The organism is Kribbella sp. NPDC048837, from assembly GCF_055586945.1.
Genome location: NZ_JBVJHF010000003.1, coordinates 907901 through 932924 on the forward strand (window position 1 = coordinate 907901; position 25024 = coordinate 932924).

General features: G+C 69.2%; 23 protein-coding genes. 9 read left to right on the forward strand and 14 right to left on the reverse strand.

What is annotated here, in order from left to right; genetic code table 11:
• Positions 1 to 2: 2 nt before the first annotated feature.
• Both ACZ6O0_RS19900 and ACZ6O0_RS19905 read left to right on the forward strand, forming a co-directional pair.
• Positions 3 to 1247, forward strand: a complete 1245-nt coding sequence (locus ACZ6O0_RS19900) for a sensor histidine kinase (RefSeq protein ID WP_465766394.1) — start codon at positions 3 to 5, stop codon at positions 1245 to 1247.
• Positions 1240 to 1872, forward strand: coding sequence for a response regulator (locus ACZ6O0_RS19905; RefSeq protein ID WP_465766395.1), 633 nt, complete (start codon positions 1240 to 1242; stop codon positions 1870 to 1872). Before ACZ6O0_RS19900 ends, ACZ6O0_RS19905 begins: the two co-directional genes overlap by 8 nt.
• A gap of 7 nt (positions 1873 to 1879) precedes the next feature.
• On the opposite strand, the gene ACZ6O0_RS19910 is transcribed toward ACZ6O0_RS19905, so the two are convergent.
• Genes ACZ6O0_RS19910 through ACZ6O0_RS19930 form a run of 5 tightly spaced genes read right to left on the reverse strand, consistent with a single transcriptional unit; the run spans position 1880 to position 8521 of the window.
• Positions 1880 to 2773, reverse strand: a complete 894-nt coding sequence (locus tag ACZ6O0_RS19910; RefSeq protein ID WP_465766396.1) for a hydroxymethylglutaryl-CoA lyase — start codon at positions 2771 to 2773, stop codon at positions 1880 to 1882.
• Positions 2770 to 3381, reverse strand: a complete 612-nt coding sequence (locus ACZ6O0_RS19915; protein ID WP_465766397.1) for an isochorismatase family protein — start codon at positions 3379 to 3381, stop codon at positions 2770 to 2772. Before ACZ6O0_RS19915 ends, ACZ6O0_RS19910 begins: the two co-directional genes overlap by 4 nt.
• Positions 3378 to 5249 (reverse strand): hydantoinase B/oxoprolinase family protein, encoded by a 1872-nt coding sequence (locus tag ACZ6O0_RS19920; protein ID WP_465766398.1) that lies wholly within the window; start codon positions 5247 to 5249, stop codon positions 3378 to 3380. The genes ACZ6O0_RS19915 and ACZ6O0_RS19920 overlap by 4 nt, the downstream gene beginning before the upstream one ends.
• Position 5250: 1 nt before the next feature.
• Positions 5251 to 7311: a hydantoinase/oxoprolinase family protein gene (locus ACZ6O0_RS19925; protein ID WP_465766399.1), complete on the reverse strand. Its 2061-nt coding sequence runs from the start codon at positions 7309 to 7311 to the stop codon at positions 5251 to 5253.
• A gap of 10 nt (positions 7312 to 7321) precedes the next feature.
• Positions 7322 to 8521, reverse strand: a complete 1200-nt coding sequence (locus tag ACZ6O0_RS19930; protein WP_465766400.1) for a CaiB/BaiF CoA transferase family protein — start codon at positions 8519 to 8521, stop codon at positions 7322 to 7324.
• Positions 8522 to 8638: 117 nt separating this feature from the next.
• Between ACZ6O0_RS19930 and ACZ6O0_RS19935 the strand changes: the two genes are divergently transcribed.
• Complete coding sequence (locus ACZ6O0_RS19935; RefSeq protein WP_465766401.1) at positions 8639 to 9307, forward strand: GntR family transcriptional regulator; 669 nt, start codon at positions 8639 to 8641, stop codon at positions 9305 to 9307.
• Here ACZ6O0_RS19935 and ACZ6O0_RS19940 read toward each other — a convergent pair whose 3' ends face one another.
• From ACZ6O0_RS19940 to ACZ6O0_RS19955, 4 genes are read right to left on the reverse strand one after another with little or no spacing between them, the layout of a single operon-like run.
• A complete protein-coding gene (locus tag ACZ6O0_RS19940) occupies positions 9308 to 10189 on the reverse strand; it encodes a carbohydrate ABC transporter permease (protein ID WP_465766402.1) in 882 nt (293 codons plus the stop codon). It lies immediately after the preceding gene.
• Entirely contained in the window at positions 10186 to 11232 is a 1047-nt protein-coding gene (locus ACZ6O0_RS19945) for a carbohydrate ABC transporter permease (RefSeq protein WP_465766403.1), read from the reverse strand. Before ACZ6O0_RS19945 ends, ACZ6O0_RS19940 begins: the two co-directional genes overlap by 4 nt.
• Entirely contained in the window at positions 11229 to 12476 is a 1248-nt protein-coding gene (locus ACZ6O0_RS19950) for an extracellular solute-binding protein (protein WP_465766404.1), read from the reverse strand. The genes ACZ6O0_RS19945 and ACZ6O0_RS19950 overlap by 4 nt, the downstream gene beginning before the upstream one ends.
• Positions 12473 to 13714 carry a hypothetical protein gene (locus tag ACZ6O0_RS19955; RefSeq protein ID WP_465766405.1) on the reverse strand — a complete coding sequence of 414 codons (1242 nt, stop codon included), beginning with the start codon at positions 13712 to 13714 and terminating at the stop codon, positions 12473 to 12475. Before ACZ6O0_RS19955 ends, ACZ6O0_RS19950 begins: the two co-directional genes overlap by 4 nt.
• A gap of 102 nt (positions 13715 to 13816) precedes the next feature.
• Between ACZ6O0_RS19955 and ACZ6O0_RS19960 the strand changes: the two genes are divergently transcribed.
• Both ACZ6O0_RS19960 and ACZ6O0_RS19965 read left to right on the forward strand, forming a co-directional pair.
• Positions 13817 to 15541, forward strand: a complete 1725-nt coding sequence (locus ACZ6O0_RS19960) for a glycoside hydrolase family 36 protein (RefSeq protein WP_465766406.1) — start codon at positions 13817 to 13819, stop codon at positions 15539 to 15541.
• Between the two features lie 54 nt (positions 15542 to 15595).
• Complete coding sequence (locus tag ACZ6O0_RS19965) at positions 15596 to 16558, forward strand: LacI family DNA-binding transcriptional regulator (protein WP_465766436.1); 963 nt, start codon at positions 15596 to 15598, stop codon at positions 16556 to 16558.
• On the opposite strand, the gene ACZ6O0_RS19970 is transcribed toward ACZ6O0_RS19965, so the two are convergent.
• Positions 16524 to 17414 carry a LysR family transcriptional regulator gene (locus tag ACZ6O0_RS19970; RefSeq protein WP_465766407.1) on the reverse strand — a complete coding sequence of 297 codons (891 nt, stop codon included), beginning with the start codon at positions 17412 to 17414 and terminating at the stop codon, positions 16524 to 16526. The genes ACZ6O0_RS19965 and ACZ6O0_RS19970 overlap by 35 nt on opposite strands.
• A gap of 70 nt (positions 17415 to 17484) precedes the next feature.
• Here ACZ6O0_RS19970 and ACZ6O0_RS19975 point away from each other — a divergent pair, with 70 nt between their 5' ends.
• Complete coding sequence (locus ACZ6O0_RS19975) at positions 17485 to 18234, forward strand: SDR family oxidoreductase (protein ID WP_465766408.1); 750 nt, start codon at positions 17485 to 17487, stop codon at positions 18232 to 18234.
• Here ACZ6O0_RS19975 and ACZ6O0_RS19980 read toward each other — a convergent pair.
• Positions 18194 to 19396 carry an MFS transporter gene (locus ACZ6O0_RS19980; RefSeq protein WP_465766409.1) on the reverse strand — a complete coding sequence of 401 codons (1203 nt, stop codon included), beginning with the start codon at positions 19394 to 19396 and terminating at the stop codon, positions 18194 to 18196. The genes ACZ6O0_RS19975 and ACZ6O0_RS19980 overlap by 41 nt on opposite strands.
• A 67-nt stretch (positions 19397 to 19463) precedes the next feature.
• On the opposite strand from ACZ6O0_RS19980, the gene ACZ6O0_RS19985 reads away from it, so the two are divergent.
• Genes ACZ6O0_RS19985 through ACZ6O0_RS19995 form a run of 3 tightly spaced genes read left to right on the forward strand, consistent with a single transcriptional unit; the run spans position 19464 to position 22144 of the window.
• The gene (locus ACZ6O0_RS19985) at positions 19464 to 20441 is read left to right on the forward strand and encodes a DUF5937 family protein (protein WP_465766410.1); all 978 of its coding nucleotides are present in this window, start codon (positions 19464 to 19466) and stop codon (positions 20439 to 20441) included.
• A gap of 26 nt (positions 20442 to 20467) precedes the next feature.
• A complete protein-coding gene (locus tag ACZ6O0_RS19990; protein ID WP_465766411.1) occupies positions 20468 to 21139 on the forward strand; it encodes a hypothetical protein in 672 nt (223 codons plus the stop codon).
• A gap of 45 nt (positions 21140 to 21184) precedes the next feature.
• Positions 21185 to 22144, forward strand: a complete 960-nt coding sequence (locus ACZ6O0_RS19995; RefSeq protein WP_465766412.1) for an EamA family transporter — start codon at positions 21185 to 21187, stop codon at positions 22142 to 22144.
• A gap of 106 nt (positions 22145 to 22250) precedes the next feature.
• Here the strand turns inward: ACZ6O0_RS19995 and ACZ6O0_RS20000 are convergent, their stop codons facing one another.
• The 3 genes from ACZ6O0_RS20000 to ACZ6O0_RS20010 all read right to left on the reverse strand — a co-directional run.
• Complete coding sequence (locus tag ACZ6O0_RS20000; protein ID WP_465766413.1) at positions 22251 to 23402, reverse strand: alanine--tRNA ligase-related protein; 1152 nt, start codon at positions 23400 to 23402, stop codon at positions 22251 to 22253.
• A 508-nt stretch (positions 23403 to 23910) separates the two neighbouring features.
• A complete protein-coding gene (locus ACZ6O0_RS20005) occupies positions 23911 to 24483 on the reverse strand; it encodes a GNAT family N-acetyltransferase (protein WP_465766414.1) in 573 nt (190 codons plus the stop codon).
• A 360-nt stretch (positions 24484 to 24843) separates the two neighbouring features.
• A partial coding sequence (locus ACZ6O0_RS20010) for a hypothetical protein (protein ID WP_465766415.1) occupies positions 24844 to 25024 on the reverse strand: 181 nt, incomplete at its 5' end.

The window sequence follows — 25024 nt, forward strand, 5'->3', positions numbered from 1 at the left end:
CCATGCAGACTGGGTGGGTGACGACGGCGGACGAGGACATCGATCGGCGGCAGCGGGCCTTCCGTCGGTGGCAGCCCTACGGACTCCTCGTCATCGCCACCCTCCTGTCGGCCGCGACGGTCGAGCTGATCATGCCGACCACGGCCGAACAGGTCACCGGCGCAGCACTGGTGGTCGCGGCTCTCGTCCTCCAGCTCTGGTGGGGCGACCGCACCGATCGCGGCCCGAGCCGGCTCTCGGTCGTGTACTACGTCATCCGGTACGCGATCGGCTTCGTGCTCACCCTGGTGAACCCGTTCTTCGCCTTCTACGCCGTAGCGGGCTACTTCGATGCCGAGGAGCTGATCCCCGGCCGGCGCGGCCGGCGCGTCGCCTTGTTCGCCTGTTCCATCCCGGTGGCGGGAGCGCAGACCAGCGGAATACCGGTCGACGGCTGGACGCGATGGATCGTGTTCGCGGTCCTGCTGGTGGCCAACAACGTGCTGCTGACGCTCGTCACCCACTTCAGCGAGCAGGAGGAACAGCGGTCCCGGGACCGGGCGGCCACCATCGCCGAGCTCCAGCAGGCCCACGACGAGAACGCGGCCCTGCAGGCCCAGCTCCTGGTCCAGGCGCGCGAGGCGGGGATCGCCGACGAGCGCCGGCGGCTGGCCGCGGAGATCCACGACACCATCGCGCAGGGACTGACCGGCATCATCGCCCAGCTCCAGGTCGTCGCGAGTACGCCGGACCCGGCGGTCGCCCGGGAGCACGTCAGCCGCGCCACCGACCTGGCCCGGCACAGCCTGGGCGAGGCCCGCCGCTCGGTGCAGAACCTCGCCCCGGTGGGCCTGTCGTACGACGGACTTCCCGAGGCGCTGCAGAAGACGGTCGACCAGTGGGCCGAGCGGACCGGCGTACGGTCCGACTTCACGCTCACCGGGACCTCGCAGCACCTGCATGGGGAGGTGTCGGCAACCATTCTGCGCATCACCCAGGAGGCCCTGGCGAACGTGGCGAAACACGCCTCCGCCGCGCGCGTCGGGGTCACGCTCAGCTTTCTGGACGACGAGGTCACCTTGGACATCCGCGACGACGGGAAGGGCTTCGACCCGATGACACTGCCCCAACGGTCGGGCACCGGCGGCTTCGGCCTGGACGGTATGCGCGCCCGCGCCGAACGCATCGCCGGATCACTCACCGTCGAGTCCGAGCCGGACTCCGGGACGGCGGTGTCGGCTCGCGTACCGTTGGTGCTCCATGGCTGAGATCTCGCTCCTCCTCGTCGACGATCACCCGGTGGTCCGCAACGGCCTGCGCGGCATGTTCGAGGCCGCGGAGGGCTTCACGGTTCTCGCCGAGGCGTCCAACGGCGTGGAGGCGGTCGCACTCGCCGCCGAGCTCGACCCGGACGTGATCCTGATGGATCTGCGGATGCCCGGAGGCGGCGGGCTCGAGGCCATCACCGAGCTGACCCGCCGCGGCACCCGGGCGAAGGTCCTGGTCCTCACCACCTGGGACACCGACACCGACACCCTGCCGGCGATCGAGGCCGGCGCGACCGGCTACCTGTTGAAGGACGCGCCGCAGGACGAGCTGTTCACCGGAGTGCGGGAAGCGGCAGCCGGGCGTACTGTGCTCTCCCCCGCCGTCGCCTCCCGGTTGGTCTCCGCCGTTCGTACGCCGGCGCCGAGCCCGCTGGCCGCCCGGGAGCGGGAGATCCTCGCGTTGGTTGCCAAGGGCACCTCCAACCGCGAGATCGCCCGCGAGCTCTTCATCAGCGAGGCCACGGTGAAGACCCACCTCAGTCACCTGTTCACCAAGCTCGGGGTGACCGACCGCGCGGCCGCGGTGGCCAAGGGCTACGAGCAGGGCATCCTCGGCCGGGACTGACCAGGCCTCACGGGAACGGCCCGGCGCGCAGCAGCGAACTGGGCAGCGTCTTTCCGAGCTGCTTCTCCAGCCAGGCGGCCGAGGTGATGGTCTCGGCCAGATCGACCGACGTGGTCCGGCCCATCCGCTGCAGCAGGTAGAGCACGTCCTCGGTCGCGAGGTTGCCGGTGGCCGCCGGCGCGAACGGGCAGCCACCGGCACCGCCAATACTGGCATCCAGCGTCGTGATGCCGGCATCGAGCGCGGCCACCGCGTTGGCCGCGGCCGTGTTGCGGGTGTCATGCAGGTGTAGCCGGAGCGGGAGATCCGGGCCGGCCACCGAGCCGGCCAGCGCCGCCCGCTCGGTGATGTCGGTCGGTACGGCGACGCCGATCGTGTCGGCGAGGGCCAGCTCATCGGGGCCTGCGGCAACGACCTGCTGGAGCACCTCGCGGAGCCGGTCGATCGGGACCTCGCCTTCGAACGGGCAGCCGAAGGACGCGCCGATCGTGATCGTGGTGAAGACACCGGCCGCCCTCGCCTCGGCGACGAGCTGCGCGGCGATGGTGCAGGCCTCCGCGGTCGTCGTTCCCTGGTTCCGTTGACAGAAGGTGTCGGTGGCGACCACGACCACGTCGATCTCGTCGACGCCGCCGGCCAGCGCGCGGTCGAGACCACGCTGGTTCATCACCAGGCCGGCGTACCGCACGCCGTCATACCTGGGGAGGGCGGTCATCAGGTCGTCGGCGTCGGCCAGCTGCGGGACGCGGCGCGGGTTGACGAAGCTGGTGACCTCGATCCGGCGGGTGCCGGCGCGGACGGCGCGTTCGACCAGCTCGACCTTGGCCTCGGTGGTCAGGACGGCGGTCTCGTTCTGAAGGCCGTCGCGGGGGGCCATCTCGACGATCTCCACCGTGGTCATCGATCCTCCGAGAGGTAGCCGAGGGCAACCGATTCGGCGATCACCTCGGCGTACTTGGCCTGCAGGTCGAACAGGTTCGCCTCGTGCGGACCGGGCCCGCGGTCGCCGACCGCGTCCCGGACCACGAGCGGCACGAAGCCGTGCTGGATCGCGTCGACCGCGCTCGCACGGACGCAGCCGCTCGTGCTGACGCCGGCGATCACGAGGGTGTCGACGCCTTGCGCTTGCAGGGTCGAAGCGAGCGTGGTGCCGAAGAACGCGCTCGCGTACTGCTTGACCAGCACAAGCTCGTCCGCGGCCGGCGCCACCTCCGGCATCAGCTCACCGAACACCCCGCCGCCGTCGAACAACTGCCGCAACGCGGGAACCTTCCGCACGAACATCCCACCGTCAACCCCACCCGGGCCGTACGCGACCCGAGTGTGAATCACCGGTACGCCGTGGCTGCGCGCCGCACCCAGCAAGCGAGCAGCCGGCTCCAGACAGTCTTTCGACGGCAGGTAGAGCGGGCTCGAGGGATCGAAGTACGCGCGCATCAAGTCGACCAGCAGCAAAGCAGGCCGGCTCCCCGGCTCCAGCCGACCGTCGAACCCAACCTCCGGACTCATCGCGGCACCGGTGGGCGGGGAGCCGGGAGGCCTGTCTCCTCCAGGGCGTTGGCGAGGATCGTCTCGATATCGGGGCCGTTGTCGAAGGTGGGGAGTGGATCCGGGCGGCCGGTGCGGAGTTCGGCGCGCAACTGCTCCGTCCCGTCCAGGTCGACCACGCCCTCCTCGTCGGAGACGACGCCGTAGCGGCGGGCGCCGTCGACGGTGATGAGGCCGCGGAGGATTTCGAGCCCGACCAGTTCCGGATCGCGGGCGAGGGGGTCGCCCCAGCCGCCGCCTCCCCACGTGACGAAGTGGAGGAGGTCGCCGATCCCGACCGGTACGTCGTGGACCTTGCTCCCGAGCATCTCCGTCGTACCGTCCGTACGCTCGATCCACTTCCGGCTGCGGGCCCCCGGCTCGCCACCGTTCACGCCCCACGGGTACGTCAGCCACCGGTCGTCGTGGATCGCGATCGTGCCCGCCTCGAGGAAGCGGTACGCCACGTCGACACCGTTGCCGCCGCGATGTAGCCCCGCTCCCCCGGTGTCCGCGACGGTCTCCCACCGCTCGATCCGCAAGGGGTAGTAGGACTCCAGGTACTCGCACGGGATGTTCACGAACGACGGCCAGAGCGAATGCCCGTCCGGCCCGTCGCCGACCGGCCGGCCCGGGATCCCGCCGAACCCGATCGAGTACAGCTGGAACCACTCCCCCTTGCGCTCACCCGAGCCGTACGTGCCCGAGTACATGAAGTGCGGCGACGACGAGAAGCCGGCCGCGTTCAGCAGGCTCGGGTTCGTCTGCCCGAGCAGGCCGCCGAAGAGGTCGAAGACCCGGCCGATGCCGTGGTTGCGCGCGTTCAGCGCGGCCGGGAACTTCGGTTTCCAGAACGACTCGTCGGGGATCCGTACGTCGATCAGCGGGTAGAACCCGTCGTTCCAGAGGATCTGCGGATCGGCCACGGTGATCATGTAGATCCCGAAGAACATCCGGACCAGGTTCTCGTTCAGGTAGTAGTTGATCGGTCCCTGCGCCTGCGGGCTGCTGCCGGTGAAGTCGAGCAGCACCTTCTGGCCGGTCCGGGTCAGGCTGAGCTTCAACTCGTACGGCCCGTACCCGAGCCCGTCGTCGCAGATGTAGTCGGTGAACGAGATCGTCTCGCCGTCGGTGAAGACCATCTCGAGCAGCGTCTTCATCGCCCGGTAGTTGCGGTCGAGCAACTGCTCGAGCGCGGAGTTGTAGGTGTCGACACCGAACCGGGCGCACAGCTCCTGGACCCGGCGCGACGCGGTCCGGCAGGCGGCGACGATGCCGTGCAGGTCGGCCCGGTTCCAGTCCGGCTTGCGGACCTGGTTGAGGATGATCCGCAGCGCGTCCTCGTCGAGCACGCCCTTCTTGTAGAGCTTGAACGGCGGGATCACCACGCCTTCCTCGTAGATGGTGCGCGCGTCGGTCGGCATCGAGGCCGGCGACTTGCCGCCGACGTCGGACATGTGACCGAACATCGCCGACCAGCCGACGATCCGGCCGTCGACGTAGATCGGCAGCACCACCAGCCAGTCGTTCGCGTGGCTGATCGCCGCGCCGCACGAGTACGGGTCGGAGGTGAGCAGGACGTCGCCCTCCTCGATGTCCCCGGCGAAGTTGTCCAGGAAGTCCGGGATCGACAGGCCGAACTGGCCGACCATCATCTTGCCGTCCGGGTTGGCGATCAGCGGGAACTCGTCGTGCTGCTCCCGGATCCCCGGTGACAGCGCGGTCCGGAACAGCACCTCGTCCATCTCGTACCGGGCGTTGCGCAGCGCGTTCTCGATCAGGTCGAGGGTGACCACGTCCACATCGACGCGGGCCAGGGGGTCGGTGGCGGTCTCGATCAGGCGGGCCATGTCAGCGCTCCTCGTCGACGGGCCGGATCAGCAGGCTGCCGCTGGGATGCACCGTCGCTGCGTGCCCGGGCAGGATCAGGGTGGTGGAGTCCATCTCGGTCACGATCGCCGGACCGGGTACGACGTTCCCCGCGCGCAGCAGCGCCCGGTCGTAGATCCCGGCACTGACCTCGGCGCCCTCGACCCAGATCTGGGACCGGGTCCGCAGTGCGGGGGCCGGATCGGCATCGCCCGCGGCCAGCTCGGGCGCGGCGACCTCGGGCTTGGGTCCGTGCGCGGTCGCCCGGGCGGTGACCAACTCGTGCTCGGTGTCGAGGACGAACGAGAACAGCCGCTGGTGCTCGGCGTCGAACGCCTGCCGCAGCGCGTCCAGCCCGCCGCCCTCGCCGTCGAAGTTCCCGATCTCGACGTGGACCGGGATCTCGAAGCCCTGACCGTGATAGCGGAGATCGACGGCGTACACGACCTCCTGCTCGTCCTCGGGGACGGCTTGATCGGTGAGTGTCGCGCGGGCCTTCGCGGCGAGTTCGGTGAGCAGCTCGCGCAGACTGTCGTCGGTCAGTTCGCCGAACCGCCGGACCAGCGTGCGGACCGCCTCGTCACGGAGGTTCGTGGTGGCGTCGCCGTACGCACAGAGCACGCCGGGCGACGGCGGGATGATCACCGGCCACGCGCCGGTGAGCTTGCCCAGGGCGTTCGCGTGCAGAGGTCCCGCACCGCCGAAGGCGACCAGCGCGAAGTCCCGCGGGTCGAAGCCCTGCTGGACCGACACCAGCCGGAGCGCACCGAACATGTTCTCGTTGACGATGTCCACGATCCCGGCCGCCGCGGCCTCGACCGAGGTCAGCCCGGTGGCATCGGCGATCGGCTTCACCGCGGCCTGCGCGGCGTCGCGATCGAGGGTGATCTCGCCGCCGGCCAGGTCGGCCGGAAGGTAGCCGAGGACAACGTTCGCATCGGTCACGGTCGGCTGCGTCCCACCCGCCGCGTACGCCGCTGGGCCCGGTGCGGCACCCGCGGACTGAGGGCCCACGCGCAGCGCCTGGGTGAGCGGCGGAACGTGCGCGATCGACCCGCCGCCGGCGCCGACCGTCCGGACATCCACTGACGTGGCCCGGACCTTCAGATCGCCTACTGTCGTCTCGCGGCCGACCCGCGGGGTCAGGCCCTGCACCAGCGCGACATCGGTCGAGGTGCCGCCCATGTCGAAGGTCAGGAAGTCCGGGTAACCGGCCTGCTCGGCGACCCAGGTCGCGCCGGTGACGCCACCGGCCGGGCCGGACAGCAGCAGGTTCACCGGGCTGTCGGCCGCAACCTCCGCCGAGACCAGACCGCCGTCGCTGCGCAGGATGCACAGCCGGCCCTCGACCCCGGCCTCACGCAGCTGCGACTCGAGGTTGGCGACGTACCGGGCGACCTGTGGCTGGACGGCGGCGTTCGCGACCGTGGTGATGGTGCGCTTGTACTCACGCAACTCGGGCAGAACCGCGGACGAGCGGGACACCGAGATGCCGGGCAGGATCTCGGCGGCCAGCGCCGCGACCCGCTCCTCGTGGTCGGGGTTGGCGTAGGAGTTGATCAAGCTGATGCTCAGCGCCTCGACACCCCGCCGCGCGAGCCGGCCGAGCTTCGCACGTACGTCGTCCTCGTCCAGCTCGGTCACCACCGTGCCGTCCGACCCGATCCGGCCACGAACCTCGACGGTGTCCTCGAGCGCGGCGAGCGGTTCGGGTTTGGGCCAGATGATCCAGCCGGCCAGGCCGCCCGGGACGAACGACCGCGCGATCTGCAGCACCTGGCGGAAGCCCTCGGTGGTGACCAGGCCGACCCGGGCGCCCTTGCCCTCCAGGATCGCGTTGGTCGCGACCGTCGTCCCGTGGAACACCTCCCCGATCGCGGCCGGGCCGACGCCGGCCGCCCGCTCGATCCCGCGCAGCACGCCGATCGACTGGTCCTCGGGAGTGGACGAGGTCTTGGCCCGGAAGGTCGCGCCGGTGTCCTCGTCGATCAGCAGGATGTCGGTGAACGTGCCACCGACGTCCACGCCGAGCCGATACGTCATGGGTTCCTCCTCAGATCACACCGGCCGCGCGCAGCGAGTCCAGCTCGCCGTCGCCGAGGCCCAGCAGGTCGCGGTAGATCAGGTCGTTGTGCTCGCCCAGGGCCGGACCGACGTGCCGGACCCGGCCCGGCGTGTCGGACAGCTTGGGCACCACGTTGTGCATGGCGAACTCGCCCAGCTCCGGGTGCAGCAACCGGACGATCGCCTCCCGGGCCTTGAAGTGCGGGTCGGTCAGCATGTCCTTGGCGCGGTAGATCCGGCCGGCCGGAACGCCGTGCCGGTTCAGGCGGTCGAGCAGCTCGTCCGCCTTCACGGTGCCGCTCCAGGCGGCGATCAGGTCGTCCAGCTCGGCCATCGAGCTGCCCCGCGCGCCGTGCGTCGCGTACCGCTCGTCGTCGGCCAGCTCGGGCCGGCCCATCGCCTCGGCGAGCCGCCGGAAGACGGTGTCCTGGTTCGCCGCGATCAGGATCATCTCGCCGTCGGCGGTCGGATACACGTTGCTCGGGGCAACGTTCGGCAGGGTGGTACCGGTCCGCTCCCGCTGGTAGCCGGCCACCTGGTACTCCGGCACCAGCGACTCCATCATCGCCAGCACCGCCTCGTAGATCGCGGAGTCGACGAGCTGCCCGCGGCCGGTCCGGGTGCGCTGGTGCAACGCGACCAGTGTGCCGAGACACGCGAACGTCGCGGCCAGTGAGTCGCCCAGCGAGATCCCGGCCCGCGACGGCGCGCGATCCGGGTCGCCGGTGACGTATCTGATCCCGCCCATCGCCTCGCCGATCGAGCCGTACCCGGCCCGTTCGGCGTACGGACCGGTCTGGCCGAAACCACTGACCCGCGTGACGATCAGCCCCGGATTCAGCTCCCAGAGCCGCTCCGGTCCCAGCCCCCAGCGCTCCAGCGTGCCCGGCCGGAAGTTCTCGATCAGGACGTCGGCACTCGCGATCAGCCGGCGGACGAGGTCCTGGCCGTCCTCGGTGCGGAGGTCCGCGGTGACCGACAGCTTGTTCCGGGCGACCACCGGCCACCACAGCGACTTGCCGTACGGGCGCTCCCGGCCCCACTGCCGCATCGGGTCACCGCGGCTCGGGTCCTCCACCTTGATCACCTCGGCGCCGAAGTCGCCGAGCAGCTGACCGCAGAACGGGCCGGCCAGCAACTGGCCCAGCTCGACCACGCGGACGTCGTCCAGCGGCAGGGGTGTACTCATCCACCATCCTCAGATTGCATGCAATTCACGGCTCTCGATGGCGAAGAAGCTACGGCGTCAGGCGGAGAGTGTCAACGGATTGCATGCAATCTGGAGCAGTTGTACGGTTGCTTCACCATGGACGAGAGCACCACGCAGATCCGCGCGGCGGACAACGGGCACGCCGCCGACGAGGCCTACCGGCTGATCCGGGAGCAGATCCTGACCGGCCGGCGCGACGGCGGCGAATGGCTGCGCGAAGGCGAGCTGGCCGACTCGTTCGGCGTCAGCCGGACCCCGATCCGGGAGGCGCTGCGCCGGCTCACCGCCGAGGGCCTGGTCCGGTACGAGCGCAATCGCGGTGTGCAGGTCCAGGTCTGGAGCGTGCGCGACCTCGACGAGATCTTCAGCCTCCGCGCGGTCCTCGAACCGTGGGGCTGCCGGCTCGCCGCGCTGTCCGGCCGGGCCGATCTCGGGATGCTGGCCGAGCTCGCCGATGCGATGGACCGGATCTCGCCGGACGGACGGCCCACCGACGTCGATCGGCTCACCGAGCTCAACAACCGCTTCCACCGGGCGATCCTGGAGGCAGCCGACAACACGCGGCTCACCGCGGTGATCTCCTCGGTCGTCCAGGTCCCGCTGGTCTGGCGCACGTTCACGCGGTACTCCCCCGAGGCACTCCGGCGCAGCCTGGCCCATCACCACGAACTGGTGGCCGCGCTGACGGCGGCCGATCCCGACTGGGCGGAGTCCGTCATGCGCGGCCACGTCCGTGCCGCCTGGAACACCCTCACCGCGGAGTAGCTACTTGCCCCCGGTGAAGGTGATGCCGTTCGTGATCTGCTTCTGGGCGACGAAGAAGATCACGAGGCACGGAAGGGTGATCAGCACTGAGGTTGCCATGAGCAACGGAGTGTCGGTGCCGTTGACGGACTGGAAACCGGCCAGCGCGAGTGGGAGCGTCTTCCACTGGTCGGAGTTGATGTAGATGGCCGGCCCGAGGAAGTTGTTCCAGTACCCCATGAACAGCAGGATCGAGATTGCGACCACGGCCGGCCGGGCCAGCGGCAGGTAGACCAGCCAGAACGTCCTGAACCACCCGCACCCGTCGACGACCGCCGCATCGGCGAGCTCGGCCGGCATCCGGGCGAAGAACTGGCGGAACAGGAAGATGTAGAACGGCGACCCGAAGAACGCCGGCAGGATCAGCGGGTACAGCGTGTCGACCATGCCGAGGTTGTTGAACAGCATGAACTGCGGCACCATCGTCACCTCCCCCGGCAGCAGCATCGTCGCCAGCACGACGGCGAACACCACGCCGGAGAAGCGCACCCGCAACCGAGCGAACGCGAACCCGGCGAGCGAGCAGGAGAACACCGTGCCGATGATCGGGATCAGCGTCGTCAGCACGGAGTTGAGCGCGTACCGCCAGAACGGGAACGACGTGATCGCGCGGGTGTAGTTGTCCCAGAGGAACTCCCGCGGCCACACGCTGGCCCCCGAGCTCCCCACCCCGGCCAGCGAGCGCAGGGAGGTCGCGATCATCCACAGGAACGGGTAGACGAAGACGAGTGAGCCGAGGGCCAGGACGACGTACAGGACGACGGTGAGCGAGAGGTTCCGGCGCCAGAACGGCCGGTCCACGCTGACCGTCATCGCAGGACGGGCTTGGGCCAGGACGGTCATCGGTTCCTCCGCTTCCGGCGGCCGGACAGCTCGGTCTCGTAGTACACGGCGAACGCGCTGCCTCGCAGCGTCACGGCGGTCAGCGCCAGGATGACGACGAACAGGATCCAGGCCAGCGCGGACGCGTAGCCCATCCGGAAGTTCTGGAACGCGTTGTCGTAGAGGTAGTAGACGAAGAACAGCAGCGAGTCCTTCGGGCCGCCGTTCGCGATGAAACCCTGGGTGAAGATCTGCAGCGACCCGATGATCCCGGTCAGGGCGTTGAACAGGATGATCGGCGACATCTGCGGCAGCGTCACGTGCCAGAACAGCCGCAGCGGGCCGGCCCCGTCGATGGCGGCCGCCTCGTACAGGTTCGGCGGCACGTCCTTCAGGCCGGCCAGGTAGATGACCATCGCCCCGCCGACCGTCCACAGGCTCATCAGGATCACCGTCGGCAGCGCCCACGACGGGTCGTTGAACCACCCCGGCCCGTCGATCCCGGCCTTTCCGAGGACGTCGTTCGCGAGGCCGTACTGCGGGTTGAACACCCAGAGGAACAAGACCATCTGGGCCACGCCGGACACCAGGCTCGGCAGGTACCAGACGGTCCGGAAGAACCGCATCCCGGGCAGCTCGGTGTTCAGCAGGAGCGCGACCAGGAAGGCCAGCGCGGTCTGCAGCGGGACGCTGATCACGGCGTACAGCAGGGTCACCTTCAGCGCCTGACCGACCCGCGGGTCCTGGAACGCCTCCGTGTAGTTGGACAGGCCAACGAACTTCGGCGGCGTGATCAGGTCCCACGAGGTCAGGCTGACGTAGATCGACGACACCATCGGCCCGACCGTGAAGAGGCCGAAGCCGATCAGCCACGGCGAGACGAACAGCCAGAACGCGATCGTCTTGTCGGCCCGCGGCCACATCCGCCGCGCCCCGTACGCCGCCAGTCCGATGACGGCGTACAGGACGATCAGCAGGAGCAGGAACGGGACCAGCGGCACCAGCGCGGTGGGGACGCCCCAGGACTCGGCGAGCCCGCGGATCCAGCCGATGGTCGGATTCACTGCTTGAGGGCCTGCGTGCACTTGGCGGCCAGCTCCGGCAGGACCTTGGCGACGTCGTCCTTGCCGCTGCCCAGCGGGGTGTAGCTGGTCATGCCCTTCTCCGCGTCACCGGAGATCTGCGCCTCGCGGGCGACCGAGACGCCGACGACGCCGGACTTCAGCGCGGTGGTGAACGCGGCCAGGTTGCGGTCGGCCGGCAGCACCTTCTCCAGCGTCGGCGTCGACGCCTCGATGATCGGTACGCCGAGCGCCGTGTTCCCCTGGATCAGCTGGTCCTGAGCGACCTGCTGCGTGCTGGCGAACTCGACGAACTTCTTCGCGGTCTCGAGCTGCTTGCCGGTCGCGTTCTTCGCGATCCCGAGCCCGTCGACCTCCATCGGGAATCCCTTGCCCGGCACCGGGACCAGCGCCCAGTTCGGCTTGCTGATCTTGGCGAAGTCCGCGACCGTCCACGGCCCGAAGTCGCTGAACGTCGCCAGCCGGCCGGCCGCGAACCACTGCGCCTGGTCCTGTCCCTGAATGTCCAGCGAGGTCGGCGCGTAGCGGTCCTTCTGCATGCCCACGACGTACTGCGCTGTGCTCACGCCGGTCGGGTCACCGAAGGTGCACTGGGTCGCGTCGTCGTTGTAGTAGCTCCCGCCGGCGGCGGTCAGCCAGCCCCGGTACCAGAGGTTGCTGGACCCGTAGACGCGGGCTTTGCCCTCGCCGTGGGACAGCTTCGCCGCGATCGCCTTGAACTCGTCGAGGCTCAGCGGAGTGGTTGTACTGGGCAACGGTACGCCGGCGGCCTTGAAGGCGTCGGTGTTGATCGCCATCACCTTGGGCTTGGCCGCGAACGGCATCGCGTAGTACTTGCCCTCGAACTGCATCGCGGACGAGATGTTCGGCTGCACGTACTTGCCCGGGTCGACGGTCTGCTCGGCGAAGCTGGGCGCGAACCCGGCCAGGCTGGTGTTGCTGATCTCCATCACGGTCGACTGGGTGCCGGCCGCGATCGAGGTCTGCAGCTTCTGCTCGTAGTCGGACTGGATCCAGTTCGTGGTCACCTTCGTGCCCGGGTTGGCCTGCTCGAAGGCGGCCGCGATTGCCTTCAGCGACGCGGCCTCGGAGTTCGTGCCCCAGAACGAGAAGGTGATGGTGGTGGAGTCTCCGGACGCGTTGGAGGCGGGCTGGCTGCCGGTGGCGCAGCCGGCCGCGAGCAGAACGGCGCCGACCACAGGGATGAGGCGGTTGAGTTGCTTCATGAGGGGTCCTTCGGCTGGGTGGTGACCCGGGCGGTGTGACCGGGTTCGAGGATTCGGTTCGTGCTTCCGTGGCCGACCGTCACCGTCAGCGGCCCGGGTCCGCTGTGCACGGTGACTTCGGTCGTGTGCCGGCCTTCTTGGCTGATGCGCAGGTCCCACTCACCGACCCGGACGTGGTCGGCGGTGAGCCGGCCGACCTCGGCCGGCAGATGGGATTCGATGGTCAGGGCCGCCGACCCCGCGTCCGGTCGCAGGCCGAGCAGGCCGGCGACCAGGTGCTCGACGACGGTGAAGGAGATCTCCGGGTAGTCGTCGCGGCTGTCGATCAGGTGCTTGGTCCAACGCCAGGCGGACTCGTCGCGGCCGTGCTTGAAGAGCAGTTCGGGCCAATAGCTGAACGACTCGATGTTCTTCGGCGGGTCGGCCTCCATCCGGTCCTCGAGGTAGTCGAGGAAGCGCTCGTTACGCTCGCCGGTCCCGCTCAGCCCGAACAGGGGAACGAGCGTGTGCGACTCCAGGCCCCACCCGAAGTCCAGCCCGTCCTTGGTGATGCCGCGCGCGAAGTGATCGCCGTTCCACCAGTCGTTGCAGTAGGTGGCCTGGATCCGGTCGGCCGCCGCGTGCCGGCCGAGCTTGCGAAGGGCGGCGTACTGCGCCGCCATCCCGTCGCCCGCGATCAGGAGCGGTGCCTCGCGCTCGTTGTAGGTCGCCGTACCGAGGAAGATGTCGGCGGTCCCGCCGGCCTCGGGGACGCCGTCGCCGTCGGCGTCATGGGCTTCGACGAACTCGCCGACGCTGTGCCGGTAGTACGCCGCCAGGTCGGGATCGTCGAGCCATCGGCGGTCGCCGGTCCAGTCGTACTGTTCCAGCGCCCGGTAGGTGAGGTCGAACACCGCGGGGATCTCCCGGACGAAGTGCTCGTCGTTGTGGTAGTCGAGGGCGGCGATCTCCCCGTCGAAGTGGAACGCCCAGATCGGGAACCACTTCCGGGCCGGCGTCGCCGAGCGGGCGAAGTGCCGGAACATCGCGAAGTTCTCCGCGTCCAGCCCGAGCAGGTGCGCGCCGGCGGCCTGGTGGCAGACGTCGCGCGAGTAGAACATCGGCCGGGACGGGTAGCCGGCCCAGTACGACGGCAGATGGTCCGGCGCGGCATCGGTCCGGACCCAGTCCAGTGCCCGCTTCCGGGCCCACGCGAAAGCCTCCTCGACCAGCGGGTTGTCGGAGCTCACAGCCAGCACGGGGTCTCCTCGGAGAATCGGATATTAGCGCTAAAACTAGAGACGTCCGCCAATTCGGTCAATACCTTCTTGCGGTCGAGTTTTACCGCTATAGTCCAGGACGTGACGACTTTCGAGATCCGCTCGCCCGACGGCCGCACGCACCGCACCGGCACGATCACCGGCCCCGCCACGGTCACGGCGACACCGGCCGCCGAGCCCGGTCTGCTGCGGTACGACGTGATCGCCGACGGCCCGGTGACCCTGCGGTGGACGTGGCCGGCGGAGACCGCGGTCACCCTCTGGCGCGCCACGCAGGGCTCGCGCCGCGAGCTGCCGACCGACTGGGGTGCGCATCGCGACGTCCGGTCGGTCCGCTCGGCTCCGGTCGCGGCGCTGGTCGACGCGCAGGATCGCAGCTTGTCGACAATCTCCTTGTCGGCAAGTGTCCGCGGCTGCGACTTCGCGGTCGGAGTCAACGAGGAGAGCGCCGAACAGCTGATCGAGCTCACCGTGCACGACACCGAGACCCAGCGCTTCACGCTGCGGATCGACCTGCGGGATCTGCACTTCGCCGAGGCATTGCGCGGCGTGACTGCGGACTGGACCACCGAGCTCGGTGACCGGATCGCTGCGGTTCCCGACGTTGCCCGGCAGGCGATGTACTCCACCTGGTACAGCGACCACCAGCACGTGTCGGCCGAGTCCGTCGAGCGGCACGCCCGCTCGGGAGCGGCGTACGGCTGTGCGGCGGTGATCGTCGACGACGGCTGGCAGACCGATGACAGGGGCCGCGGGTACGCGTACTGCGGCGACTGGGAACCGACCGGCAAGACGTTCCCGGACATGGCCGCGCATGTCCGCCGGGTGCACGAGCTCGGACAGCGCTACGTGCTGTGGAGCGCGCCACCGCTGATCGGCGTGCACTCGAAGGCCTGGGAGCGGTTGAAGCACCGGACTCTCGGGTTCGCCGACGGTGAGGTCACGGCCGTGCTGGATCCGCGCTACCCGGAGGTGCGCGAGCACCTGCTCGAGAGCTGCATCCGGCCGGTGCGGGACTGGGGTGTGGACGGACTGAAGATCGACTTCATCGACTCCTGGGCCTGGGACAACCCGCCCCCGGCGCCGGACGGCGACTGCACGTCCGTCGACGAAGGCGTCGAGCTGCTCTTGCAGGCGATCACCACCGAGCTGCGGAGGTTGCGGCCGGACGTGCTGATCGAGTTCCGGCAGGACTACGTGCATCCGCGGTTGTGGCAGTTCGGCACGTTCCTGCGCGCCGGGGACTGCGCACTGGACCCGGTCGAGAACCGGGTGCGCACGATCGACTGCCGGCTCCTGGCGGGTGATCGTGCGGTGCACTCGGACATGCTGATGTGGCATCCGTCGGCGTCCGCGGAGAACGTGGCCCAGCAGTTCATCGGCGCGATGTTCAGTACGCCGCAGGTGTCGATGGAGCTCGACGCGCTGTCGCCGGAGCACGAGCGGGTCGTCCGGTTCTGGCTCGGGCTGCTGCGGGACCACGCCCACGTGCTGCTGGACGGCGTACTGATGCCGTCGCGGCCGGATGCGCGCTACACGCAGGTGCGGGCGGCGCAGGGTTCCGAGGCTGTGGTTGCCGTGTTCACCGATCCTGTCGTGCGTTTGAGTGACACCGATCGGTCGATACTGCTGGTGAACGGTGGAGCGTCCGGCCGGGTGCTGGTCGAAGATGCCGGACCCGGGCCGGTCGACCTCGTAGTGTCTGATTGCTCGGGCCACGAGGTCGATCGGATGACGACGACACCACCGGAGCTGTGGGCGATCGACGTACCGATCGCCGGGGTGGCCAGGATCGAGCGGAACTGACAGAGGGGGCTGGAGTTGGCGCAGGACAAGCCACGAAGAACGACGGTCGCGGACGTGGCCCGGCGGGCCGGGGTGTCGGCGATGACCGTGTCGAACGTGCTGAACGCACCGCACCGGGTGGCTGAGCCGACGGTCCGGACCGTGCAGGCCGCGATCGACGAGCTCGGCTACACGCCGAACCACGCCGCGCGGGCGCTGTCGTCCGGTCGCAGCCAGGTGATCGGGTTGCCGCTGTACATCGAGGACGAGGCGTTCAGCGACCAGAACCCCGGCCTGGGTGGATTCCTGCACGGTCTGCTCAGCGGTCTGGTGAAGGCCGCCGCGGTCTCCGGGTACGGCGTCCACGTCACCACGCCAACCGAGGGTGCGACCGAGATCGCGCTGTACGAGAAGCTGATCGCGGCCCGGCAGGTCGACGCGATCGTCGTCCTCGAGACGATGCCGCGGGACGAGCGGATCGAGTTCCTCAGCCAGCGGCGGTTCCCGTTCGTCGCGTTCGGGCGGACGGGGCCGCAGCACCGGCAGTGCTGGGTCGACGTGGACAACGAGACCTCGATGGCCGGCATCGCGCGACATCTGCAGTCGACCGGTCGCTCACGGGCGGTCTACCTGGCGACGGACAGTGCACTGCCCTGGGTGCATCAGCGGCAGGCCGGCTTCCTGCAGGAGTTCCCCTCCGCGGTCGTGCGGTCGTTCGGTTCCCTGGACGCGGTGGCGTCGTACGTCGAGGACACCGATCCGCCGGACGTGTTCGTCGCGGACAACGACGCGTACGCCGTGGTCGCGATGCGGGCGTTGCAGCGGCGTGGGATCACCGTCGGCGAAGAGGTCGCGGTCACCGGGTTCAACGACTTCCCGTTCGCCAGCATGCTCGACACGCCGCTCACGACGGCGCGGATCCCGTTGCGGGACATCGCGTCCTGCCTGTTCGACCGCGCGCTGCGGGAGATCAGCGGCGAGGCCGATCAACCCGGCCGGCTCGTCACCGCTCCACTGGTCGTCCGCTCGAGTGCCTGACGGCTGCCTCGACGAACCGCGCGATCTCGCCGGAGCGGCTCCCCGCCGGCCACACCACCAGCATCCGGTACGGCTCGACGTCGGTCACCGGGCGATACACGACATCGGGCCGGATGTTCCGCTCGGCCATCGACCGCGGCACCAGCGCGACCGCTTGGCCGAACGCGACGACCTCCAGCAACTGCGACGTGTCCTGCACGATCGGACCGTCGACCGGATCCTCTGGGCGGGCAGACCAGTAGTTGTAGTCGGCAACGTTCGCTCGGCTCCAGCGCGGCGCCGGGATCCCGGCCAGGTCAACGGACTCGAGAACGTCGCGAGCAGCCAGCTGATGACCGGCCGGAAGCGCGGCGACCCGGGGCTCGGTGTAGAGCAGCTCGGTCTCCAGTCCACTCTCGTCGAACGGCCGGCTGACCAGCGCGACATCCGCGCGGCCGTCGCGGACCATGTCCGCCTGCTCGCCGAACCCGCTGACGACGACCTGGACATCCGGCAGCTCGTCGTTGTCCCGGAGCTCGGCGACCACGTGATGCAGCAGCTCGGTGGCCACACCGGGTTTCGCGGTCACCACCAGGCCTTGCGGAGACAGGCCGGCTCGCTGCGTCCGGCGTACGGCGGAATCCAGGGCGTCCAGGACCGGGCCGGACTCCTTCAGGAGCGTCTCGCCGGCATCGGTCAGGGCCAGCCTCGGGCCGGAGCGGTCGAACAGCTCCACGCCCAGCCGGCTCTCGAGCTGACGCATCGCCCGTGACAGCGGCGGCTGGGCGATGCCGAGACGGTCGGCGGCACGGGTGATGTTCAGGTCCTCGGCGACCGCGCGGAAGTAGCGCAGTTCGCGGATCTCCGGTTCCGGCATACCTCCAGGGTATGGCGAGGGACCCGATCGGTCTTTGTCCGCGGCGGGTGCGGCGGGCTCGACTGGAGACATGAACAGCAAGGAGGTCGCCCTGGTCACGGGCGCGAACAAAGGCATCGGCGGCGAGATCGTCCGGCAACTCGGGACCCGCGGATTCACGGTCTATCTGGCGGCGCGGAACCCCGGGTTGGGGACAGCGGCCGCGGACGAGCTCGCCGGCGAAGGGATCGACGTACGGTTCGTGCAGCTCGACGTGACGGACACCGAGTCGGTCGCGGCGGCCGCCAAGCAGGTCGAGGCGGACGCGGGCCGGCTGGACGTGCTGGTGAACAACGCCGGGATCGTCTCCGAGTGGGGCACCGACGTACCGGACATCACCGCGGCGCAGGTGCGGGAAGCGTTCGAGGTGAACGTGTTCGGCGTGGTGACCGTGACGCACGGGTTCGTACCGCTGCTGCGGCGGTCGCCGAACGCGCGGATCGTCAACATGTCCAGCGGACTGGGCTCGGTGAACCTGCTCTCGAACCCCGAGCTCTACCTGGTCAAGCAAGGACTGCTCGCGTACAGCTCCTCGAAGGCGGCGCTCAACGCGCTGACCCTCGTGTACGCCGAGGCGCTGCGAGCCGATGGCATCAAGGTCAACGCCGCCACGCCGGGTCTCGTGCCGACCGACCTGAACACGCGGGCCTCGGTGCCGCGAGGCGACCGGACCACGGCAGACGGCGCCGTCGTACCGGTGCTGCTGGCCACGCTCCCGGCGGACGGCCCGACCGGCGTGTTCAGAGGACCTGGCTCACTGGACGACGTGGCGCCGTGGTGAGTGCCTGACGGGCGATCAGAAGGGTGATCGTCGTACCGAGGATGCCGGCCGCGGCGATGGTGAGGTTCGGCGCGACGAAGGTGCCGACGACGCCGGCCAGCGCGATGCTGACACCCTGGATCGCCATCAGGCCGCTGGTCTGGACGGTGAACAGGCGGCCGCGGTACGCCGGGTCGACCGCCTGCAGGATCAACGGATCGATGCCCTGGTTGAACGCGTAGCCGGCGCCAGAGATCGCGAGCAGGACGGCCGCTACCGGGATCGACGGCGTGGCGAGGAACGCGATCGCCGGGAGCTGACTGGTCAGCAGGAGGGGGACGACGAGCCGTCGCCGCGCGGAAGGGGTGAACCGCGCGGCGACGAGCTCGCCGAGTACCGAACCGGTCGCATAACCGGTGAAGAGCGCGCCGGCGGCCGCGGCGACCGTACCGGCCTGTGCGGTGTAGGCGACCGCCAGCCCGTCGGGCACCGAGGAGAACGCGGGCGCCACCCAGGTCAGCAGGATCAGGCTCCGCAGGCCTCTGTTCCCGAGCAGGTAGCGGAGTCCGGTCCAGGAGTCGCTGATCGCGTTGCGCTGCCGATGGCCGGCCGGTGTGTACGGCGTTCCGACGCCGATCAGTACGGCGGACGCAACGAACGTCAGCACGTCGAGCGCGAGCAACCAGGTCGGCCCGACCGCCGCCACCGCCAGCGAGCCGAGCGCGAACCCGGACAGCACCGTCACCTGACTGATTGCCCGCAGCAACGACCTCCCGATCGGGAACAGCTCGGCCGGCAGGAGCTGCGCGAGACTCGCCGCCCGGGCGCCCGCGAAGATCGGCGCGATGATGCCCGTCGCCAGCAGCAACCCGAGCAACCCGCCGACCGGCATCGCCGGGATCAGCATCAGTCCGATGCAGACCGTGCTGAGCAGATCGCACACCACCAGCACGCGCCGCGCCGGAAACCGGTCGGCAACGGACGAGAGCAGAATCCCGCCCAACGCATACGGCAGGAACGAGCACGCCAGCACCAACGCCGACAGCAACGGCGACCCGGTCCGCTCGAACACCAGGATGGACAGCGCCACCTGCGCCGCAACCGTCCCGAGCATGCTGACGGTGTGGGCGGCGAACACGTTGGGCATGCCGGCAACGCTCAGGACAGCTCGGTAGGACCTCACCCGCTGATGGTGTCCACTCCTCGGTGCTTCGGCGTAGAGTTTTGGTTGTGGCCGAAAGTTGTGGGTTGTGACGGTCCTGCGGTTCACGCAGGGCGACGCGCTGCGGTGCCGGTTCGGGGCGTCGCCGTTGTGGGAGACCATGTCGGCCGTGCGCGTGCTGAACGGCGCGCGGCACCGCCCGCTGTACGCGGACTGGGTGGAGTCCAAGCGGGAAGCCGCGACGACGGTGGACCTGCGTGGTCTGAACGCACTGCAGCCACGGGTCGGGTTCACACCGGACTTCCTCACCCCGCCTCCGAAGGCGTCCCGGGCGAAGTTCGCGACCGAGATCGCCAGGGTCCGGAGTACGCCGCTCGACCGGGTCCGGACCGAGCTGATCCGGTCACGCGACGAGCTGAACAACCCGGCCGCGCCCGAGATCAACCGGATGCTGCAGGACCTCGCCGGTACCCGGGAACGACTGGCGGACGAGATCGAGAGCGCCTGGACCACGTTGATCCAGCCGGACTGGCCGCTCATCAGCCGGGTGCTCGAGGACGACATCGCCTACCGCGGCCAGCAGCTCACCGACGGCGGACTGGCCGCGCTCTTCGACGACCTGCACCCGACGCTCGTCTGGGAGGACGACCGCCTGATCGCCACCCGGTACCGCTCGGAGGACCGCGACCTCGCCGGCCAGGGCCTCCTCCTGATCCCCGGCGTGTTCGCCTGGCCCTACCTGGTCATGGTCGTCGACCCGACCTACCACCCCACCCTCGTCTACCCGGCCCGTGGCGCGGCGCGTCTCTGGTCCGACGCCCCCGCTCCCCCGGACCCACTCGCCCGCCTCCTCGGCCGTACGCGCGCAACCCTGCTGGTCGCCCTCGACCCACCGGCAACCACCAGTGCGCTCTCCGCCCAGTACGGGCTGGCCTTGGCCACAGTCGCCGAACACCTCTCCGCCTTGTCCGACGCGGGTCTCGCGACACGTCGTCGTACGGGACATCAGGTGCACTATCGCCGTACGGAGGTCGGACAAGCCGTCGTCGACGCCTCCGTCGGTTAGCCGGGCTTCGGGGTCAGAATGCTGGGGTGAACAAGGACCCGAAGGCCCCGCCGCACAGCATGCGTCACACCCGGAGGTGGCCGGCGTCACTGGCGGTGATCGCCGTACTGGTCCTGCAGTTGCTCGTGCCGAGCCAGATCAACGCCTTGCCGCGCTGGATCATGCCCGCGCTCGGCGCCCTGCTGCTGTTGCCGCTGGTGTGGATGAACCCCTTCCACCTGAGCCGGGACGAACCCTGGCTGCGCTGGGTCGAGCTCGCGCTACTCGCGGTCCTGGTCCTCGTCAACGCCTTCTACCTGGCCGGGATGATCTTCTTCCTGAACAGCGGTGACGCCAACGACGGCAGGGTGCTGGTGAAGGGCGCGCTGCTGATCTGGGTGACCAACGTGGTCGCGTTCGCGGTCTGGTACTGGGAGGTCGATCGCGGCGGACCGTTCGCGCGGGCGCCCGAGCACGAGCGCGAGGCCGAGCGGGCGGATCTCCTGTTCCCGCAGATGACAGTCGACCTGCCGGGGTGGGAGCGCTGGCTGCCCGGGTTCACCGACTACCTGTTCGTCTCGTTCACCGCCGCGACCGCGTTCAGCCCGACCGACACGATGCCGCTGACCGCCCGGGTGAAGACGCTGATGGGGATCCAGTCGGCGATCGCGTTACTCACCGTGGCGGTGATCGCGGCCCGCGCGGTGAACGTCCTCTGAGATCTCTCTCGACAGCCATGTAATGGGCATGAGACTGTTATGCCCATGTACAGCACGAAGTCGGTCGGGTTGGGGTTCGCGGTCTTCTCCGCGGTCACGTTCGGTGGGTCGGGGCCGTTCGCCAAGGCGCTGATCGGGGCCGGATTCACCCCGGAACAGGCGGCCTGGTTACGCATCCTCGGCGCCGCCGCACTGCTCGTCCCGCTCGCCCTGATCTTCCGTGGCACGGCGGGACTGCGCGCGGCCCGGACGTCCTGGAAGTCGCTCGTGCTGTACGGACTGACCGGGATCGCCGGCTGTCAGACCCTGTTCTTCATCGCGGCCAGCCGGCTGCCGGTGGGCGTCGCGCTGATGCTGGAGTTCTCCGGGCCGGTGCTGGTGGTCGCGTGGCTGAAGTTCGGGCAGAAGGTCGCCGTACCGCGGTCCGCCGCGCTCGGTGTCGGGATCGCGCTGATCGGCCTGGCGACGGTAGCGGAGCTCTGGGCCGGCCTGACCCTCGACCTGATCGGTCTGCTGGCCGGGCTCGCCGCGGCTGCGTGCCAGGCGACGTACTTCATCCTGATCGACAAGCTGACCGGCGCTGCGGACCCGCTGGTGATGACCGCGGCGGGAAGCGTGGTCGGCGCGGTGGTCCTCACGCTGATCGCCGCGCCCTGGGCGGTGCCGTGGCACGCGCTGACCGACACGATCGCGATCGGTCAACGGCACGCACCCGGCTGGGTGATGGCGGCCTGGCTGATCGTCGTCAGCACGGTCGTCGCCTACCTGGCCGGCGCGGCCGCGGTCCAGCGACTGTCTGCGGCGATCGGCGGAGCGGTCGCCTACGTCGAGGTCGTGGCGGCGAGCATCTTCGCGCTGATCCTGCTCGGCGAGACGCTGCGCACCAACCAGATCATCGGCGGCGTCATCGTCCTGATCGGCGCCTTCGTGGCCCAGTCGTCGGTCGGAAAGGTCGCACCCGTCGAGATCCCGGATACCGACACTCCTGTGCTCGATCCTGTGTGATCCGTACCGAAGAACGGGTAGTGGTCCCTCCGGCTCCGGAGTCGCCACGCTCAGCGCGACCGGGTCGGGCTCGATCCGGGGCACCACTACCCGTCCGTCGGTACGCCTACCGCAACGAGTCCACCAACTCCCGCGGCAGCCCGTGGGTCTCGTGCAGGTACTCGTAGTCGGTGTCGTCCAGCGACTTGTGGAACCGCTCGTGGCTGAGCACCTTCCGGCCACGGTCGAGCAGGTTGCTGAACCGGATCTCCTCGTCGATCAGGATCCGCCGGACCAGCGTGATCGTCTCACCCTGGTGGAAGTGGTTCAGCGTGTGCTCGAACAACTCCAGCGGCAGGTCCGACAACGAGCGGGAATCGTCGTCGCGCCACAGCAGCGTCAGCACCCGGCGGATCAGCCGGCGCAGCACGTAGCCGCGACCGGTGTTCGACGGGTGCACCCCGTCGCCGACGATCACGATGCTCGACCGCAGGTGGTCGATGACGATCCGCTGGGACTGCTCGTCCAGCCGCCACAGCTGCGGGATGATCCGCATCCACGGCTCGAACAGGGACGTCTCGTACACCGACTCCTTGTCCTCCAGCAGCATCGTCAGCCGCTCGAGCCCGAGGCCGGTGTCGATATTCTGCTGCCGCAGCGGTTCGAGCGACCCGTCGTCGTGTCGGCGGTAGCGCATCATCACGTGGTTCCACACCTCGACCCAGCGCTTGTCGGTGCTCGGCGTACCCTCCGGGTCACCCTCGCCGGTCCAGACGAAGATCTCCGAGTCCGGGCCGCACGGACCGGTCGGCCCGTTCGACCACCAGTTGTCCTCGGTGGTCCGCTCGACCGGAACACCCAGCTCCTGCCAGGTCCGCAGTGATTCCTCGTCCAACGGCACTTGGTCGTCGCCGTCGAACACAGTCACGTACAGCCGCCCGGGCTCGATACCGAAGCCGCCGGTGAGCAGCTCGAATCCCCAGCGCAGCGTCTGGCTGCTCCCGTAGTCCCCGAGCGACCACGAGCCCAGCATCTCGAACACGGTCAGGTGGGTCCGATCCCCCACCTCGTCCAGATCCGTCGTCCGCAGACATCGCTGGATCCCCACCAGCCGCCGCCCCAGCGGATGGGGTTCCCCTTCCAGGTACGGCGTCAGTGGATGCATCCCCGAGGTCGTGAACAGCACCGGATCACCGAGCCGCGGAATGAGCGTGGACCCGGTCGTGGGGATGTGGCCGCGGTCGAGGAAGAAGTCGATGAAGGTCCTGCTGATGGTCATGATTCCTGGTCCTTTGCAGAATGACCGGAACCGAACCACCGGGCCTCAGAAACAACAACACCGGCGAACCGTTTCCGGTCGCCGGTGGAGGTAGAAGACGTCAGGCAGCGGCAGCCGGAGAGCTGAAAGCTCGTACGGCTGCAATAAGTCGGAGTGTCCGCTGCATGTCCGCCAGACTACACGAACCCCGGGGCTAGCTGTCCAGCACCTTCTCTTGCACGACCCACGCGCCCGCCTGCACGCGGCTACAGCACCCAGGTCCCGCCGGCGCGCCCAGGTATTGGCACCCGCAGAGTGTCGACAAAAACGCGGCAGCCCTTGATCCACAAGGGGCCAACTCGGCAGCAGCCGACCGGACCACTTTGTCCTCCGTCGACTGATGTGCGACACCCGTCGCCAGGTGATCTGCGACAGCCGAATGCACGGATCGCGGCAACGAGAGCACACCGTGCGGGCCCGATCAATTCAGCAACGAAGCAGTCGGGACTCCGGCTCGCGCGGGGAGGACTCAGCGGGTGGGGACCGGCTCGGAGGACGGCTGCCACTCGCGCCTGAGCAGGCCGTAGACCCACGAGTCCGAGACCTCGCCGTTCACGATGCAGTCCTCCCGCAACGTCCCTTCACGCACGAATCCGAGCTTCTCCAGGACGCGGGCAGATGCCGCGTTGCGCGTATCGGCCTCGGCCTGGACCCGATTCAGGTCCAGCGTGTCGAATGCCCACTGCAGCACTGCGCGCGCGGCCTCCGTCGCGTAGCCGTGGCCCCATGCTGCCTCGACGAGGCAGTAGCCCATCGACGCGCTGCGGTACTCCGGGCTCCACCGGGTCAGACTGCACCAGCCGATGAAAGCCCCGTCGGATACACGGTCGAGAGCCAGCCGCGCCCCGGTGCCGTCCTCCGCCATCTGCCGGCAAGCCGTGATGAACCGCTCGGCACGCGCAGGCTCGCTCCAGGGCGGAGCGTCCCAATAGCGCAGCACGTAGGCGCTGCTGTGCATCGCGAAGAGAGCGTCCGCGTCCGCGTCGTCGAACGGACGCAGTCGCAGACGAGCGGTGCGCAGCGTCGGTGTAGGCAGGGACATGCGTGCCATCTTGCCTCTCATGAGGGTGGTAACCGGCAACCGCACACGCGATGCCGATCACTCACAACCGGACGTCTCAGTGGGCGGATAGAACATGCCGCCGATCGGTAACTCCGCGCTTCTTTGTCCACGGCAGAAGCGCGCGTTTACTCACGGGGCCTCCATCCAAGCCACCCGCAGAAGTTCTACCAGCCATGCGCGGCGCGATCACACTCATTTCGGCGGATCCGTGCGTCCGGCGCTCACATAGTCGGCAGGACCGGCTGCGGTCGGCTGAGCGGCGGCAGCTTCGCGCCGGCGGGTGGGTGGGCGCCGCGAAGCACGCGACGAGACCAGCGCGCGGAGCCGGCCGCGTGTCGCTCACCAGGCAACGCGGTGCAGCACGCCGCGTGCACGCGACGCAGGAGCAGGCTTAGCGGCCGCGATGACTGATAACGGTCGGCGGGTGGGGTGTACCAAGGTTGTTGGACAGGTGCTCTTGGTTGAGAGGATTTGTTCATGGCTGAGAAGCGTCGCCGGTTCAGTGCGCAGTTCAAGGCTG